Genomic DNA, 15,965 nt, shown 5'->3' on the forward strand with positions numbered 1-15,965 from the left:
TTCGTCACGACGGTCGCTGCGGACCGTCGTCGGTCACCTCGGGGACCCGCACCGAGCCTCCGGGGTGGGTGGCGGTCTGCTGGGTGGCGGTCTGCTGGGTGGCTGCGTTCTCGGTCACGGTGTCCGCGATCGCGTCGGCGTCCGGTTCGGGGGCGCTGGACGCGCTCGTCGCCGGCGCGCTCGTCGGCGTCTGCGCCAGCTTCGACACGACCGCGGCAGCGGTCGCCGGGCCGATCCCGTTCACCTCGCCGATCTCTTCGGCCGTGGCTTCACGCAGCCGCGCGACCGAGCCGAAGTGCTTCAGCAGGGCGTTGACGCGGCTCGGGCCGAGACCGGGGATCTCGGACAGCCGCGACCGGACGTCGCGCTTCCGCTTGCTGCGCTGGTGGGTGATCGCGAACCGGTGCGCCTCGTCGCGGATGCGCTGGATGAGGAAGAGCGCCTCGGAGTTGCGGGGCAGGATGACCGGGAAGTCGTCGTCGGGGAGCCAGAGCTCCTCGAGCCGCTTGGCGATGCCGACCAGGGCGATGTCGTGCACGCCGGCTTCGTCCATCGCGCGCTTCGCGGCCTGCACCTGGGGCTGGCCGCCGTCGACGATGAGCAGCTGCGGTCGGTACGCGAACCGCTTCGTCGGCTTCGACCCCTCGACGACCTCGTCGGTCGTGACGTCCGGGACGTCCGGCAGCTCAGCGTCCTCGTCCAGCCGCGCCAGGCGCCGCGAGAGCACCTGGTACATGCTGTCGGTGTCGTCGGTGGTCTCGGCGATCGAGTACCGGCGGTACTGGTCCTTGCGCGGCAGGCCGTCCTCGAACACCACCATCGACGCGACGACGTTCGTGCCCTGCAGGTGCGAGATGTCGTAGCACTCCATGCGGAGCGGCGCCTCGGTCATGCCGAGGGCGTCCTGGATGTCGGCCAGTGCCGCGGCCCGGGTGGTGTAGTCGGCCGAACGCTTGGTCTTGTAGAGCATGAGCGCCTGCCCGGCGTTCTGCGCGGCCGTCCGGGCGAGCCCGGCGCGATCGCCGCGCTGTGCCGTGCTGAGCTTCGTGCCGCGCCCGTTCCGGCGCTTGCTGAGCCACTCCTGGAGCGCGTCGGCGTCCTCGGGCAGCTCGGGGACGACGATCTCGCGCGGGGGCTCGTCGGTGACGTAGACGCCCTGCACGATCTGCTCGACGAGGTCGCCCGTGGCGATGTCGAGCTCCTTGTCGACCACCCAGCCGCGGACACCGCGGATGCGGCCACCACGCACCGAGAACAGCTGCACGGCCGCGGCGAGCTCGTCCTCCGCGATGCCGAACAGGTCGAGGTCGACCGAGTCGCGGAGCACCACGGCGGACTTCTCGAGCACGGCTTCGAGCGCCTCGACCTGGTCGCGGTACTTCGCGGCCTGCTCGTACTGCATCGCGTCGGCGGAGGCCCCCATGCGCTGCCGGAGTTCGGTGATGACCCGACGGTCGTAGGAGTTCATGAAGCGCACGAACTCCTCGACGAGCGCGCGGTGCTCCTCGATCGTGACCTTCTGCGAGCACGGGCCACCGCACTTGCCGATCTGCCCCGGGAAGCACGGACGGCCCGTCTGCATCGCCTTCTTGTACGACGAGTCCGAACAGGTGCGGATCGGGAACACCTTGATCATCAGGTCGATGGTGTCGTGCACCGCCCAGATCTTCGGGTACGGACCGAAGTACTTCGCGCCCTTGATCTTGCGGTTGCGCGTCACCATCACCCGCGGCGCTTCGTCACCCAGGGTGACCGCCATGTACGGGTACGACTTGTCGTCGCGGAACTTGACGTTGAACGGCGGGTCGAACTCCTTGATCCAGGTGTACTCCAGCTGGAGCGCCTCGATCTCGGAGCCGACCGTCGTCCACTCGACGCTGCGTGCCGTGAGGACCATGCGCCGCGTGCGCTCGTGCAGCGTCGGCAGCGGCGCGAAGTAGTTGCTCAGCCGGGCGCGGAGGTTCTTCGCCTTGCCGACGTAGAGCACCCGACCGGCTTCGTCACGCCATCGGTAGACGCCCGGGTCGGTCGGGATCTCTCCCGCCTTCGGACGCCACGGGACGGTGTCCGCCACCTACCGAGCACCCGCCTTCTGCTTGCTCGCCTGCTTGGTCGCGCCCTGCTGCTTGCCGCCCTGCTGCTTCTGGGTGGCCTGGCGTGCGCCGACCGCCTGCTGCTTGCCGACCCGGGCGTCCTGGGCGTCGAAGATCTCGCGCAGGAAGACACCGGTGTGGCTCTCCGGCACGGTCGCCACGTGCTCCGGGGTGCCCGTCGCCAGGACCGTGCCGCCACCGGAACCGCCCTCAGGACCCATGTCGATCAGCCAGTCGGCGGACTTGATGACGTCGAGGTTGTGCTCGATCGTGATGACGGTGTTGCCCTTGTCGACCAGGCTCTGCAGCACGAGGAGCAGTTTGCGGACGTCCTCGAAGTGCAGACCGGTCGTCGGCTCGTCGAGCACGTAGACCGTGCGGCCGTTCGAGCGACGCTGCAGCTCGGTGGCGAGCTTGACGCGCTGCGCCTCGCCGCCGGAGAGCGTGGTCGCGCTCTGGCCGAGACGCACGTAGCCGAGGCCCACGTCGACCAGGGTCGCCATGTAGCGGTGGATGGCCGAGATCGGCTCGAAGAACTCGGCCGCCTCGCTGATCGGCATGTCGAGGACCTCGGAGATGTTCTTGCCCTTGTAGTGCACCTGGAGCGTCTCGCGGTTGTAGCGCGCACCACCGCAGACCTCGCACGCGACGTAGACGTCGGGCAGGAAGTTCATCTCGATCTTGATCGTGCCGTCGCCCGCGCAGTTCTCGCAGCGGCCGCCCTTGACGTTGAAGCTGAAGCGGCCCGGCTGGTAGCCGCGGGTCTTCGCCTCTTGCGTCTCGGCGAACAGCTGGCGGATGCGGTCGAACACGCCCGTGTAGGTCGCCGGGTTCGAGCGCGGGGTGCGACCGATCGGCGCCTGGTCGACGTGCACGACCTTGTCGAGCTGGTCGAGGCCCTTCACCCGGGTGTGCTTGCCCGCGATGTGTCGGGCACCGTTGAGCTGGTTGGCGAGCACCTTGTACAGGATGTCGTTCACCAGCGTCGACTTGCCGGAGCCGCTGACGCCCGTCACCGCGGTGAACACACCGAGCGGGAAGTCCGCGTCGATCGACTTGAGGTTGTTCGCCCGGGCGCCCTGCACGGTGATGGCCCGCTTCAGGTTGACCTTGCGACGCTCGGCCGGCACCTCGATCGCGCGTCGGCCGGCGAGGTAGTCACCGGTGATCGACTCGCGGTTCTCGATGATGCCCTCGTACGAACCGGAGTGCACGACGTTGCCGCCGTTCACACCGGCACCGGGGCCGATGTCGACGACCCAGTCGGCCGTGCGGATCGTGTCCTCGTCGTGTTCGACGACGATGAGCGTGTTGCCGAGGTCCTTGAGCTTGACCAGGGTGTCGATGAGTCGACGGTTGTCGCGCTGGTGCAGGCCGATGCTCGGCTCGTCGAGCACGTACAGCACGCCCGTCAGCCCGGAGCCGATCTGCGTCGCCAGGCGGATGCGCTGCGCCTCACCGCCGGAGAGACCGCCGGCACCACGTGCCAGCGAGAGGTAGTTCAGGCCGACCTCGAGCAGGAACTCGAGGCGTGCGCGGATCTCGCGGAGGACCGCTGCGGCGATGTGCGCTTCGCGGTCGGTCAGCGTCAGCTCGTCCATGAACGAGTACGCGTTGTCGAGCGACATGTCGGTGACGTCCGCGATGCTGCGGTCGTTGACCGTCACCGCGAGCACCTCGGGCTTGAGGCGGGTTCCCTCGCACACCGGGCACGGGACCTCGCGCAGGTACCCCTGGAAGCGCTGCCGCTGCGAGTCCGACTCGGCCTCGGCGAACTTGCGCTCGATGTAGGGCATGACGCCTTCGAACCCGCTCGTGTACCGCATCTCGCGGCCGAAGCGGTTGCGCCAGGAGACCGACACCTGGAAGTCCTTGCCGGTCAGGATCGACGCCTGCACCGCGGGGTCGAGCTGGCTCCACGGGGTGTCGAGCGAGAAGCCGAGCTCCTTGCCGAGGCCGCCGAGCAGCTTCTCGAAGTAGGAGTACAGCCCGCTCGTCCCGGTCCAGGGCAGCAGGACGCCGTCCCGCAACGAGGCCTCGGGGTCGCCGAGCACCAGGTCGGGGTCGACCGACATGCGGGTGCCGAGGCCGGAGCACTCGGGGCAGGCACCGAACGGCGCGTTGAACGAGAACGTGCGCGGCTCGATCTCGGTGAGCGCGAGCGGGTGGTTGTTCGGGCACGAGAGGTTCTCGGAGTAGTTCCGGACCGCTCCGGGCCCCTCGTGGTCCACCAGGTCGATGCCGACGGTGCCGTCGGTCAGGCGCAGGGCGGTCTCGAGCGAGTCGGTGAGACGACCGAGGATGTCGTCGCTCGCCACCAGGCGGTCGACGATGACCGAGATGTCGTGCTTGACCTGCTTCTTGAGCTTGGGCGGGTCGCTGAGCTGGATGCGCTCCCCGTCCACGATCGCGCGGGCGTAGCCGGACGCCGCGAGCTCCTGGAAGAGGTCGACGAACTCGCCCTTCTTCTTCGAGATCACGGGTGCGAGGACCTGGAAGCGGGTGCCGGTCTCGAACTGCATGAGCTGGTCGGCGATCTGCTGCACGGTCTGCTTGCTGATCACCTCGCCACACGTCGGGCAGTGCGGGACCCCGATGCGCGCCCAGAGCAGACGCATGTAGTCGTAGACCTCGGTGATCGTGCCGACCGTCGACCGCGGGTTGCGGTTGGTCGACTTCTGGTCGATCGACACCGCCGGCGAGAGCCCCTCGATGAAGTCGACGTCGGGGCGGTCGACCTGGCCGAGGAACTGGCGCGCGTAGGCGGACAGCGACTCGACGTACCGGCGCTGCCCCTCGGCGAAGATCGTGTCGAACGCCAGCGAGGACTTGCCCGAGCCGGACAGGCCGGTGAACACGACGAGCGAGTCGCGCGGGATCTCGAGGTCGACGTCACGGAGGTTGTGCACGCGCGCGCCGCGCACGCTGAGCGTGGAGGTGCTGTGCGGAGCGGTCCCGCCGGGGAGGTGGAGGTCAGCGGGCTCGCCGAAGGCGTTCCGGCCCGACGTCGAGGTACCGGGGTCAGAGGTGATGGTCATCGTCGTCGATTCTACGAAGCGGCACCGACATTCGGCCGGGATGGAGGGTCAGACGAGTGCGTCGAGAGCGAACGCGACGCCGGATGCACGCTCGCTCGCCGCCCAGAGCTGCGCTGCGACGGTGCGGTCCTGCGCCCGAGGTTCGGCCGCGACCACCGTGGCCGGGCCCCGGAGCTGCATCCAGCCCGCCGGGCCCCAGTACTCCCCCGAGCGCACGTCCGCACCGACGACCGCGTGCACGAGCGGCTGGGCGCCGACGTCCTTGCCCTGGGCGACGATGCGCTGCGCCGGGCGGATCCACTCGGGTTCGGCTCTGGTCGGGCTGACGTCGGGACGGCCCGGCGACAGGCGGTCGAGCGACAGGCCGGGGTGCGCGACGACGCTCGACACGGATGAGCCCGAGTCGGCCAGTCGTTGGGCGAGCTCGAAGCCGAACAGCATCACGGCGAGCTTGCTCCTGGCGTACTGGCGGTGGCTCGAGTACCGACCGACGCCGAGCGGATCGGTCGCGTCGAGCTGGGCGAATCGATGGGCGATCGACCCGAGGTGCACGACCCGGCCGGCTCGTCGTTCGAGCAGGGGCAGGACCAGAGCGGTCCACGCGAAGTGCCCGAGGTGGTTCGTACCGATCTGCAGTTCGGTGCCCTGTGCCGTGCACCCCCGCGTCGACGCCCCGACGACCCCGGCGTTGTTCACGACCGCGTCGACGCCGTCGGGTTCCAGCGCGGCGAGTTCGTCGGCAGCGGCACTGACCGAGTCGAGGTCGGCGAGGTCGAGGTGGACGTGGGCGAGCGAGGCCCCGTCGACGTGCCGACGGATGCTGCGCTCGGCGGCGTCCGCCCGGCCGCGGTCGCGCGTCGCCAGCACCACACGGTGCCCCGCCGTGGCGAGCTGCTCGGCGGCGTGGTACCCGAGCCCGGCGCTCGCACCGGTGACGACGACCGTGCGGGCGCCGTCAGCTGACATGTCCGGCCGACTCCATCTGGCGCAGGGCCTTCTTCAGGTCCTGCACCTCGTCGCGCAGTCGCGCCGCGAGCTCGAACTTCAGCTCCGCCGCCGCCTGCAGCATCTGGTCGTTCAGGTCGGCGATGGTGGCACCGAGCTGCGTCGCACCCTCGCCCGCGATGCCGCCGCGCTTGAGGTTCGGCGTGGGCGACCGACGGCCGTCGGTGCCGGGGCGACCCTGCAGGAGCGCCTTCGTGTCGTCGTTCTCGCGCTGCAGGACCTCGGTGATGTCCGCGATCTTCTTGCGCAGCGGCTGGGGGTCGATGCCGCGCTCCAGGTTGTAGGCGACCTGCTTCTCACGACGGCGATCGGTCTCCTCGATCGCGGTCTTCATCGAGTCGGTCATCTTGTCGGCGTACATGAGCACCTGGCCCGACACGTTGCGGGCAGCACGACCGATCGTCTGGATGAGCGACGTCGACGAGCGGAGGAAGCCTTCCTTGTCGGCGTCGAGGATCGCGACGAGCGACACCTCGGGCAGGTCGAGGCCCTCGCGCAGCAGGTTGATGCCGACGAGCACGTCGTAGACGCCCTGCCGCAGCTCGGTCAGCAGCTCGACGCGCTTCAGGGTGTCGACGTCGGAGTGCAGGTAGCGGACGCGGACACCGGCGTTCCCGAGGAAGTCGGTCAGTTCTTCCGCCATGCGCTTGGTCAGCGTGGTGACGAGGACGCGTTCGTCCTTCTCGACCCGCTGCTTGATCTCCTCGAGCAGGTCGTCGATCTGGCCGTCGCTCGGCTTGACCACGATCTCGGGGTCGATCAGGCCGGTCGGGCGGATGATCTGCTCGACCACGCTGTCGGTGACCCCGAGCTCGTAGCGCCCCGGGGTGGCCGACAGGTAGACCTTCTGCCCGACGCGCTCGAGGAACTCCTCCCACTTCAGCGGGCGGTTGTCCATCGCGCTCGGCAGGCGGAACCCGTGCTCGACGAGGGTGCGCTTGCGCGAGGCGTCACCCTCGTACATCGCGCCGATCTGCGGCACGGTGACGTGCGACTCGTCGATGACGATCAGGAAGTCGTCGGGGAAGTAGTCGATGAGGCAGTGCGGGGCCTCGCCCGGACCACGGCCGTCCATGTGCCGCGAGTAGTTCTCGATGCCCGAGCAGAACCCGATCTGCTCCATCATCTCGATGTCGAACGTGGTGCGCATCCGGAGGCGCTGGGCCTCGAGCAGCTTGCCCTGGCCCTCGAGCTCGGCGAGCCGTTCCGCGAGTTCTTCCTTGATGGAGGCGATCGCGCGGTGCATCACGTCGGTGTCCGCGACGTAGTGCGAGGCCGGGAAGATCGACACGGCGGGCAGGTCGTCGATGACGTTGCCGGTGAGCGGGTGCAGCGAGGAGAGCGCTTCGATCTCGTCACCGAACATCTCGATGCGGATCGCGTGCTCTTCGTACATCGGGATGATCTCGATGGTGTCGCCGCGCACCCGGAACGTGCCCCGGGCGAAGTCGACGTCGTTGCGCTGGTACTGCATGGCGACGAACTTGCGGACGAGCTGGTCGCGGGAGATCGTCTGGCCCACGTGGAGCGCGACCGATGCGTTCATGTACTGCTCGGGGGTGCCGAGACCGTAGATGCAGGAGACGGTGGACACCACCACGGTGTCGCGACGGCTGAGCAGTGAGTTCGTCGTGGAGTGCCGGAGTCGTTCGACCTCGGCGTTGACGGAGGAGTCCTTCTCGATGAAGGTGTCCGTCTGCGGGACGTACGCCTCGGGCTGGTAGTAGTCGTAGTACGAGACGAAGTACTCGACCGCGTTGTTCGGCATCAGGCTGCGGAACTCGTTGGCGAGCTGGGCCGCGAGGGTCTTGTTGTGCGCGAGCACGAGCGTCGGCCGCTGCACCTGCTCGATGAGCCACGCGGTCGTCGCCGACTTGCCGGTACCGGTCGCACCCAGCAGCACGACGTCGGTCTCACCGGCGTTGATCCGCCCGGCGAGTTCCGCGATGGCCGCGGGCTGGTCGCCACTCGGCGAGTACTCGCTGATGACCTCGAACGGACGCACCGCTCGGGTCGGTTCGATCGCAACACCCATGGGGACAACGGTAGTCGGCACCCCTGACACCGAGGGCCCCTGCTCGCCCTCGGCGTACTGTCCGCTGCAAGCAGGCTCCAAGTCGACTGATGGTCAACGGGCATACCGTCCGATCCGTTCAGTCACCCGACTCCTTCCCACTCCCCCGAAGAGGCCTCATGACCACGGCGAACCCGGCCGCACCGATCAAGGGCACCCCGTTCCGCGGACGCATCCGCGGGCGTGTGCTCGTCCTGCTCTGCTGCATGTACGCGATCTCGTACATCGACCGGACGAACATCTCGACGGCGCTGCCGCACATCACCGAGGAGTTCGGGTTCAACGAGGCGACCGCCGGCCTCATCGTCTCCGCGTTCTCGTTGCCGTACGCCCTGCTGCAGGTGTTCGGCGGCACGATCAGCGAGAAGTTCGGCCCGCGCCGGGCGCTCTTCGTCATCACGGTGATCTGGGGCGTCGCGACGCTCTGGACCGGGTTCGCGGTCGGCTTCTGGACCCTCTTCGCCGCACGGGCCCTGCTCGGGCTGAGCGAGGCCGCCGCGTTCCCGACCGCCACGCAGGCGATGAGCCGGTGGATCCCCCGCGACCGGAACGGCTTCGCCCAGGGCGTGGTGCACTCCGCGGCACGGCTCGGCAACGCGCTGGCCCCGCTCATCGTCGCGTGGGTGATCGGGGCGACGGGCAGCTGGCGCTGGGCGTTCTTCGCCACTGCGGTGCTGTCCCTGGCGTGGGCCGTCGTCTGGTTCGTCTGGTTCCGCGACAGGCCCGAGTCCGCGAAGGGCATCACGCAGGTCGAGCTCGCCGAGCTCCCGCCGGTCGAGACCCGCGCGACCCGTCCCCCGGTGCCGTGGCGGCAGATGGCGAAGCAGATCCTGCCGGTCACCTTCGTCGACTTCGGGTACGGCTGGACCCTCTGGGTGTTCCTCACGTGGCTCCCGACGTTCCTCAGCTCCACCTACGGCCTGGAGATCGGCGACTTCGCCCTGTTCACCACCCTCATCCTGCTGGCCGGTGTCGTCGGGGACACGGTCGGCGGGATGCTCAGCGACCGCATCATCCACCGCGGCGGGAACACCCGGAACGCCCGCCGGACCATCCTGGTGATCGGGCTCGGCGGCTCGCTCCTCTGCCTCATCCCGCTCGTGATCGGGCAGGGCCTGCTCGTCGCGACGATCTCGCTGGCCCTGTCGTTCTTCTTCCTCGAGCTCTGCAACGCCAACCTCTGGGCGATCCCGATGGACGTGGCGCCGCAGTGGTCCGGCACGGCCTCGGGCTTCATGAACACCGGGTTCGGCATCGCCGGTGTCGTCTCGCCCATCGTGTTCGGTCTGCTCATCGACGCCTCCGGCTGGCAGGTGCCCTTCGCGCTCTCCTGCGTCCTGCTCGGAGCCGCGGCCGTCGTCGCGTGGTTCATGAAGCCCCAGCGGCTGACCTCCACCGACGGCGTGCTCGAGATCGGCACCCCGAAGGCCGAGCAGCGCTCGGCCTGACGGCCGGCAGCCGGTGCGCGGACCGTGCACCGGCCCTGGTGGTCCGCACGCGACGGCCGGGAGGCGCGGGTCGGGCCCGCCACGTGCCTCCCGGCCGTCGCGCCACGTGTCCACCGCCCCGCACGGCTGGTGCGAGCGTGCGGGCGAGCGCTCAGCGCGCGGCGCGCCGCCCGACGTCGTCGGTCTCGCCGACGAGGGCGTCGTCCGGCTCCACCGGCTCCGGCGACCGCTGCGGCACCCCCGCGCCGGCGGACCGACGCGCCCGCGCCGCTCGTGACGCTCGCGAGGACAACGACGGCCGCCCGGTCAACGGCACGCTGAGGGGCGTCCACCGGAACAGCTCGGTCACCGCGACGGACAGCACCAGCACGAGCACGTAGGTGACGAGGGTGAGCCACGGCCGTGGCACGACGGCCTCGAGCCAGCTGTCGCCGGAGAGCAGGATCCAGATGACGAACGGGTGGCTCAGGAAGATGCCGAACGAGCGATCGGAGGCGTAGTCGACGAACCGGGCGGTCCGGCTCCCGGGGCGCCGTCGATCCGCCCAGGCCGCGCCGATCGCCAGGAACCCGACGAACACCGCGGTGCTCCAGACCACCTGGACCGGCTGCAGCGGCGTCCCCGCGGCGTAGAGGGACTGCCCGAGGCCGACCTGCAGCGCCCACACACCGAGGGTGAGCCCACCGACGCCGGCGAACGCCCACAGGACCGAACGGCGGTGGACCCGGATGAACCGCAGGAACGCGTCCGCGTGGTCGGCGGCGATCGCCCCCGAGACGATGAAGAAGACGTACGAGAAGAAGAACTGCTTCTGGTACCCCTGCATCCACGCGTCGCTCGCCGGGAAGTACTTGTACCCGGCGAACACCACCAGCTGGACCAGGAACGCCACGACCAGCACGGTCACGTGGTGCCCGCGGGTCCGGCGCACCAGCCAGACGATCACCGGCAGGAGCAGGTACACCTGCATCGTCACGAGCAGGAAGTACAGGTGGTACCACGAGGTACCGGTGACGATGCCCTCGGCCGCGGTGCGCACCAGGTCGGGGACGTCGCCACGGCGGGTGGGACTCAGCAGCCACGCCGCCGCGACGTAGACGAACGACCACGCCAGGTACGGCACGCCCACGAGCAGGAACCGCTTCGGCCAGAACTGCGCCATCGGCCTCGGGCGCAAGGTGTAGCTGTACACGAGCACGAACGCGGTCAGCGAGAAGAAGACCAGCCGGGTGAAGTGCAGCAGGGCGAGCAGCGCGTTCAGCCCGACGTCGTCGGTGGCAGCGGTGTGGCTCGTGGTGTGCACCCCGATCACGCACGCGAACGTGAGGATGCGGAGCACGTCGACCTCGTACAGGTGCCGGGGCTTGCCCTCGGCCGTGCGTGTCGGCGTCTGCACCCCCGGCTCGTCGCCGGTCGATGCCGGGGACACGCGTGATGGTCCGTTCACGATGGTCGGGCCATGGTCCGGACCTTCGCGCGCTGCACCTTGCCGGTGGGTGCGCGCGGCAGGTCGGGCACGACGATGACCTCGACCGGTCGGCGGAACCGGGTCAGGTGTGCCTCGGCCCGGGCAACGAGATCGGCCACGAGGGCTGCGTGGTCGACGGGTTCGTCGGGCTGCGGGATCACGTAGGCGATCGGGACGGCACCGAGCACGTCGTCGGGGCGGCCGACGACGACCGCCTCGAGCACGCGGGGGTCGCCGAGCAGGACGTCCTCGACCTCGGACGGGTAGACCTTCTCGCCACCGCGGTTGATGACGTCGTCGGAGCGTCCGGCCAGGGACACCCAGCCGTCGGTGCTGACGGACCCGACGTCACCGGTGTGGAGCCAGCCTTCGGCGTCGAACCGCTCGGACGCGCGGCCACCCAGGTAGCCCCGGACGATCCCCTCGCCCCGCACCCACAGCGCACCGATCTCGCCGGCGGGCAGCACCGAGCCGTCCTCGCCGCGGACCTGCACCTCGGAGCCGACCGGCACCCCGACGGTACCGGGCCGGGCCGGTTCGTCGAGCGGCGTCGCCGTGATCTGCGAGGCGCCTTCGGTCATGCCCCAGCTCACGACGAGCGGCACGTCACCGAGGGCGGCGCGCACCGGATCCGGCAGCGGCGCCGACGCGCTGCGCACGAACCGCAGGCCCGGCGGGAACTCGAGCGGCCCGGTCTTCGCCAGTACGGCCAGGACGGCCGGGACGGCGTTCAGCCAGGTGATCCGTCGTTCCGCGAGCAGGTCCCAGAACCCGGTACGCCGGAAGCGCCGGTCGAGCACGAGGGTCCCGCCGGCGACGAGCGTCGCAAGCAGTCCGACCACCTCGGCGTTGACGTGGAACAGCGGCAAGGAGTTGAACCCGCGGTCGTCCGGCACGAGCCGGTTGTGCTGCGCGACGGCCCGGGCGACGAACAGCAGCTGCGTCTCGGGCAGCTCGACGCCCTTCGGCGTGCCGGTCGACCCGGAGGTGAACAGCACGACGGACCCCTGGCCCGGCTCGTGCGGGCTGTGGGCGGGCAGGTCGCCGTCACGGACGGCGGTCGGGAGGAACGTGGCCGGGTCGATCCTGCTCGCCGGTGCCCCGGGGACGGTCGCGTCCACCGCGCGGTCCGACACGACGATGGACGCTCCGCCGATGAGGTCGGCGAGACGGCCGGGCTCGGTGGCCGGCTGGCCGGTGTCGACGGGGATCGCGCGGCGACCGGAGGCGACGGCGCTCAGGTGCACGACCGCGAACGCGAGCGGGTCACCCACGTCGACCAGGACGGCACCCGACGGGGCGATGCCGATCGCGTCGAAGGTCCGCGACCAGGCGGTCACCGCGTCGTCGAGCGCGCGGTAGGTGAGGACGCGCTCCGAGCGGGCGTCCTCGAGGAAGTGGCGCACGCCCCCGTCGGCCGCACGGGCCCGGATGAGCGAGCGCAGGTCGGGTTCATCACGAACGGGCTGCACGCAGGAAGGCTATTGCGCGACGCTATGAGCGGTCGGAGGGAACAGCGGGATCTGTGGAGAACCGGTGCAGCATCCACTGCCACAGTGGGAGCATCCGGGGGACGCCGTCACGGGTGAGCGGCGTCGAGTCCTTGATGATCAGGGAGTGCGCCTTGCCCTCGCCGCCGAGGTCGGTGAGGATCGCGTGCGGGTCCGCTCCGGCGAGTGGCGGTGCGGTGTCCGTCTCGAACGGCCCGGACACACCGCTCAGCCCGAGCACGTCCCACGAACCGGTGATGCGGGGGCCGAACGTGTCACGGACGTCGTCGATGGCGTACATCCGGTCCACCGGTGTCCGGCCCGGGCGGTCCATCCACGCTGCGTGTGCCGGCCCGCGGGACTCGACGGGTGACGAGAACATCAGCGCGCCGTGGACACTGCGGATGTGGGCGATGTACGCCGCCTCTCCGCCGCCCTGCGAGTGCCCGGCCACGACGATGTCGTTCCAGACGATGCGGTCGTCGCCCTGGACGAACCGCCCCCAACCGCCGTCGGGGTCGTGGTCGTCGAGGTACGCGACGGCGTCCCGGAAGCGCGAGACGATCGACCCGGCCGGACTGACCGCACTGAACGCCGAGGGCCGCGTGCCGTCGAAGCGGTTCCGCTGCACCATGCCGTAGCAGCGTGCGTCGGCCTCACACGTGCCGGACAGGGTGCGGCCCAGGTTCCAGTAGTCGAGGCCGAGCACGTGGTAGCCGTCAGCAAGGGCGGCTCCGAGGAACCGCTGGTACTCCGCGGGACGGGATCGGGTCGCCGGCAGGAACAGCAGGAGCGGACCGTCAGCCGAGGTGCGTGCGGCGAAGTCGTCGCGGTTCGGGGTGAGCCGCTCACCGTTCACCGTTCCGAGCCGGAACCGGTGGAACTCCCCCTCTGGCCCGTGTTCGTCACCCGACGGCCGTTCGTGCACCGCGACGCGGCCGTTGTCCGCCACTCGCTGGGCACCGAGGACGTTCGCGGCGACGAGCGACGCGCCCCCGATCGCCACGAGGACGATCGCGGCGAGGACCAGCAGCAGGCGGTGGCTCATGGAGTGATCCGCGCCCACACCTCGTCAGCGGAGCGGATCGTCTGCTCGAGCGTCCCGGTGGCGTCCACGACGTGGTCGGCGAGGGCAAGACGGTCGGCATCGCTCGCCTGGGCGGCGACGCGGCGCTCGGCCTCGTCACGGGGCATGCCGCGGTGCTCGACGAGCCGTTCGATGCGCTGCACCGCGGGGGCGTCGACCACCACGACGGCGTCGAACCGGAGCGGACGCGAGCCGCGGGCCTCGGCGAGCAACGGTACGTCGTAGACCACCACGGCGTCGGGGTCGGTGGCCTCGGCGGCGTCGAACGCCTGCTGCGCGAGCCGCCAGACCTCGGGGTGCGTGATGGCTTCGAGGTCCTTCCGCGCCGCGGGGTCCGCGAACACGATCGACCCGAGCGCCGGCCGGTCGAGCGAACCGTCGGCGGCGATCACCGACGGACCGAACCGCTCGGCGACCTGCGCCAGGCCCGGGCTGCCCGGTGCCACGGCGTCCCGAGCCAGTCGGTCAGCGTCGACGACGACGGCCCCGTGCTCGGCCCAGCGCCGGGAGACGGTCGACTTGCCCGCGGCGATGCCGCCCGTGAGTCCGATGATGTGCACGGCAACAGGGTAACGACCCCGATGCCCGGAAACGCCGGAAGCCCGGCACCCTGTCAGGGGTGCCGGGCTTCCGGTCGGGACGATCCGCTCGATCAGTTGTTGGTCGAGCTGAGCTTCTCGCGGAGTGCAGCGAGCGACGCGTCGTCGGCCAGGGGGCTCGCGCCACCCGTCTCGCCGGCGAACGACGAGGTCGACGACGACGAGGAAGCCGTGGCCGGGAGGTCGAAGCCACCCTGCGCCTCGTCGGCGATGGTCTTCGCGACCTGCGCCTTGTGGGCTTCCCAACGACCCTGGGCGGCCGCGTACTGGCCCTCCCACTCGGTGCGCTGCGTGTCGTAGCCCTCGAGCCACTCGTTGGTCTCCGGGTCGAAGCCCTCGGGGTACTTGTAGTCACCCTTGTCGTCGTACTCGGTCGGCATGCCGTAGAGCGCCGGGTCGAACTCGTCGCTCTCCGGGTCGACGCCCTCGTTCGCCTGCTTGAGGCTGAGCGAGATGCGGCGACGGTCGAGGTCGATGTCGATGATCTTGACGAAGACCTCGTCGTTGACCGAGACGACCTGCTCGGCGAGCTCGACGTGCTTGTTCGAGAGCTCCGAGATGTGCACGAGGCCCTCGATGCCGTCGGCAACGCGGACGAAGGCACCGAACGGGACGAGCTTCGTGACCTTGCCCGGTGCGATCTGACCGATCGCGTGGGTGCGGGCGAAGACCTGCCACGGGTCCTCCTGCGTCGCCTTGAGCGAGAGCGACACGCGCTCGCGGTCCAGGTCGACCTCGAGGATCTCGACAGTGACTTCCTGACCGACCTCGACGACCTCGCTGGCGTGCTCGATGTGCTTCCAGCTGAGCTCGGAGACGTGGACGAGACCGTCGACGCCGCCGAGGTCCACGAACGCACCGAAGTTGACGATCGAGGACACGATGCCCTTGCGGACCTGGCCCTTGTGGAGGTTGTTGAGGAACGTCGTCCGGGACTCGGACTGCGTCTGCTCGAGGAGTGCACGGCGCGACAGGACCACGTTGTTGCGGTTCTTGTCGAGCTCGAGGATCTTGGCCTCGATCTCCTGGCCGAGGTACGGCGTCAGGTCGCGGACACGACGGAGCTCGATGAGCGAGGCGGGGAGGAAGCCACGGAGGCCGATGTCGACGATGAGACCGCCCTTGACGACCTCGATGACCGTCCCGGTCACGACGCCGTCGGACTCCTTGATCTTCTCGACGTCGCCCCACGCACGCTCGTACTGCGCGCGCTTCTTCGACAGGATGAGGCGGCCTTCCTTGTCCTCCTTCTGGAGAACCAGGGCCTCGACCTCGTCGCCGACCTCGACGACCTCGTTGGGGTCGACGTCGTGCTTGATCGAGAGCTCGCGCGAGGGGATGACGCCCTCGGTCTTGTAACCGACGTCGAGGAGGACCTCGTCGCGGTCGATCTTCACGACGGTGCCGGAGATGAGATCACCGTCGTTGAAGAACTTCAGGGTCTTCTCGACCTCGGCCAGGAAGTCATCAGCCGAACCGATGTCGTTGATGGCGACCTGCTTAGGAGCCTTGGTCGTAGTGGTTGTCATGTAGAGATTGCTCCGAACGGACATGAGTCGGGCCATGGCGTGCGGGGACTCGGCCCCCGTGGTGCACCGCCGTGGCGATTGATTGAGTGGCGCGGATTGCGCCGCACAAGTCTAACCGCACCGGCGGAGGCCCC

At 69.7% G+C, this 15,965-nt stretch carries 10 protein-coding genes; 1 reads left to right on the plus strand and 9 read right to left on the minus strand.

Annotated features, from left to right (window positions below):
* Window positions 1–4: 4 nt before the first annotated feature.
* Genes uvrC through uvrB form a run of 4 tightly spaced genes read right to left on the minus strand, consistent with a single transcriptional unit; the run spans window position 5 to window position 8,159 of the window.
* Window positions 5–2,074: an excinuclease ABC subunit UvrC gene (gene uvrC / locus DEJ11_RS09975; RefSeq protein WP_111103026.1), complete on the minus strand. Its 2,070-nt coding sequence runs from the start codon at window positions 2,072–2,074 to the stop codon at window positions 5–7.
* Window positions 2,075–5,131, minus strand: a complete 3,057-nt coding sequence (gene uvrA / locus DEJ11_RS09980) for an excinuclease ABC subunit UvrA (RefSeq protein ID WP_258375310.1) — start codon at window positions 5,129–5,131, stop codon at window positions 2,075–2,077.
* 48 nt (window positions 5,132–5,179) lie between these two features.
* Window positions 5,180–6,097 (minus strand): SDR family NAD(P)-dependent oxidoreductase, encoded by a 918-nt coding sequence (locus DEJ11_RS09985; protein WP_111103028.1) that lies wholly within the window; start codon window positions 6,095–6,097, stop codon window positions 5,180–5,182.
* Window positions 6,087–8,159, minus strand: a complete 2,073-nt coding sequence (uvrB, locus tag DEJ11_RS09990; RefSeq protein WP_071403981.1) for an excinuclease ABC subunit UvrB — start codon at window positions 8,157–8,159, stop codon at window positions 6,087–6,089. The genes DEJ11_RS09985 and uvrB overlap by 11 nt, the downstream gene beginning before the upstream one ends.
* A gap of 170 nt (window positions 8,160–8,329) precedes the next feature.
* Here uvrB and DEJ11_RS09995 point away from each other — a divergent pair, with 170 nt between their 5' ends.
* The gene (locus DEJ11_RS09995; RefSeq protein WP_111103030.1) at window positions 8,330–9,658 is read left to right on the plus strand and encodes an MFS transporter; all 1,329 of its coding nucleotides are present in this window, start codon (window positions 8,330–8,332) and stop codon (window positions 9,656–9,658) included.
* A 151-nt stretch (window positions 9,659–9,809) separates the two neighbouring features.
* Here DEJ11_RS09995 and DEJ11_RS10000 read toward each other — a convergent pair whose 3' ends face one another.
* The 5 genes from DEJ11_RS10000 to rpsA all read right to left on the minus strand — a co-directional run bounded on the left by DEJ11_RS10000 (window position 9,810) and on the right by rpsA (window position 15,831).
* The gene (locus DEJ11_RS10000) at window positions 9,810–11,054 is read right to left on the minus strand and encodes an acyltransferase (protein WP_181440787.1); all 1,245 of its coding nucleotides are present in this window, start codon (window positions 11,052–11,054) and stop codon (window positions 9,810–9,812) included.
* A 47-nt stretch (window positions 11,055–11,101) separates the two neighbouring features.
* On the minus strand, window positions 11,102–12,598 hold the full coding sequence (locus DEJ11_RS10005; RefSeq protein ID WP_111103032.1) for an AMP-binding protein: 1,497 nt from the start codon (window positions 12,596–12,598) through the stop codon (window positions 11,102–11,104).
* Between the two features lie 22 nt (window positions 12,599–12,620).
* Window positions 12,621–13,664, minus strand: a complete 1,044-nt coding sequence (locus DEJ11_RS10010) for a BPSS1187 family protein (protein ID WP_111100500.1) — start codon at window positions 13,662–13,664, stop codon at window positions 12,621–12,623.
* Window positions 13,661–14,263: a dephospho-CoA kinase gene (gene coaE, locus DEJ11_RS10015; protein ID WP_111103033.1), complete on the minus strand. Its 603-nt coding sequence runs from the start codon at window positions 14,261–14,263 to the stop codon at window positions 13,661–13,663. Before coaE ends, DEJ11_RS10010 begins: the two co-directional genes overlap by 4 nt.
* Before the next feature lie 92 nt (window positions 14,264–14,355).
* On the minus strand, window positions 14,356–15,831 hold the full coding sequence (gene rpsA / locus DEJ11_RS10020; RefSeq protein WP_071403741.1) for a 30S ribosomal protein S1: 1,476 nt from the start codon (window positions 15,829–15,831) through the stop codon (window positions 14,356–14,358).
* Window positions 15,832–15,965 lie beyond the last annotated feature (134 nt).

Origin of the sequence: Curtobacterium sp. MCLR17_058 (genome assembly GCF_003234705.2) — a bacterium.
GTDB classification, from domain to species: domain Bacteria; phylum Actinomycetota; class Actinomycetes; order Actinomycetales; family Microbacteriaceae; genus Curtobacterium; species Curtobacterium flaccumfaciens.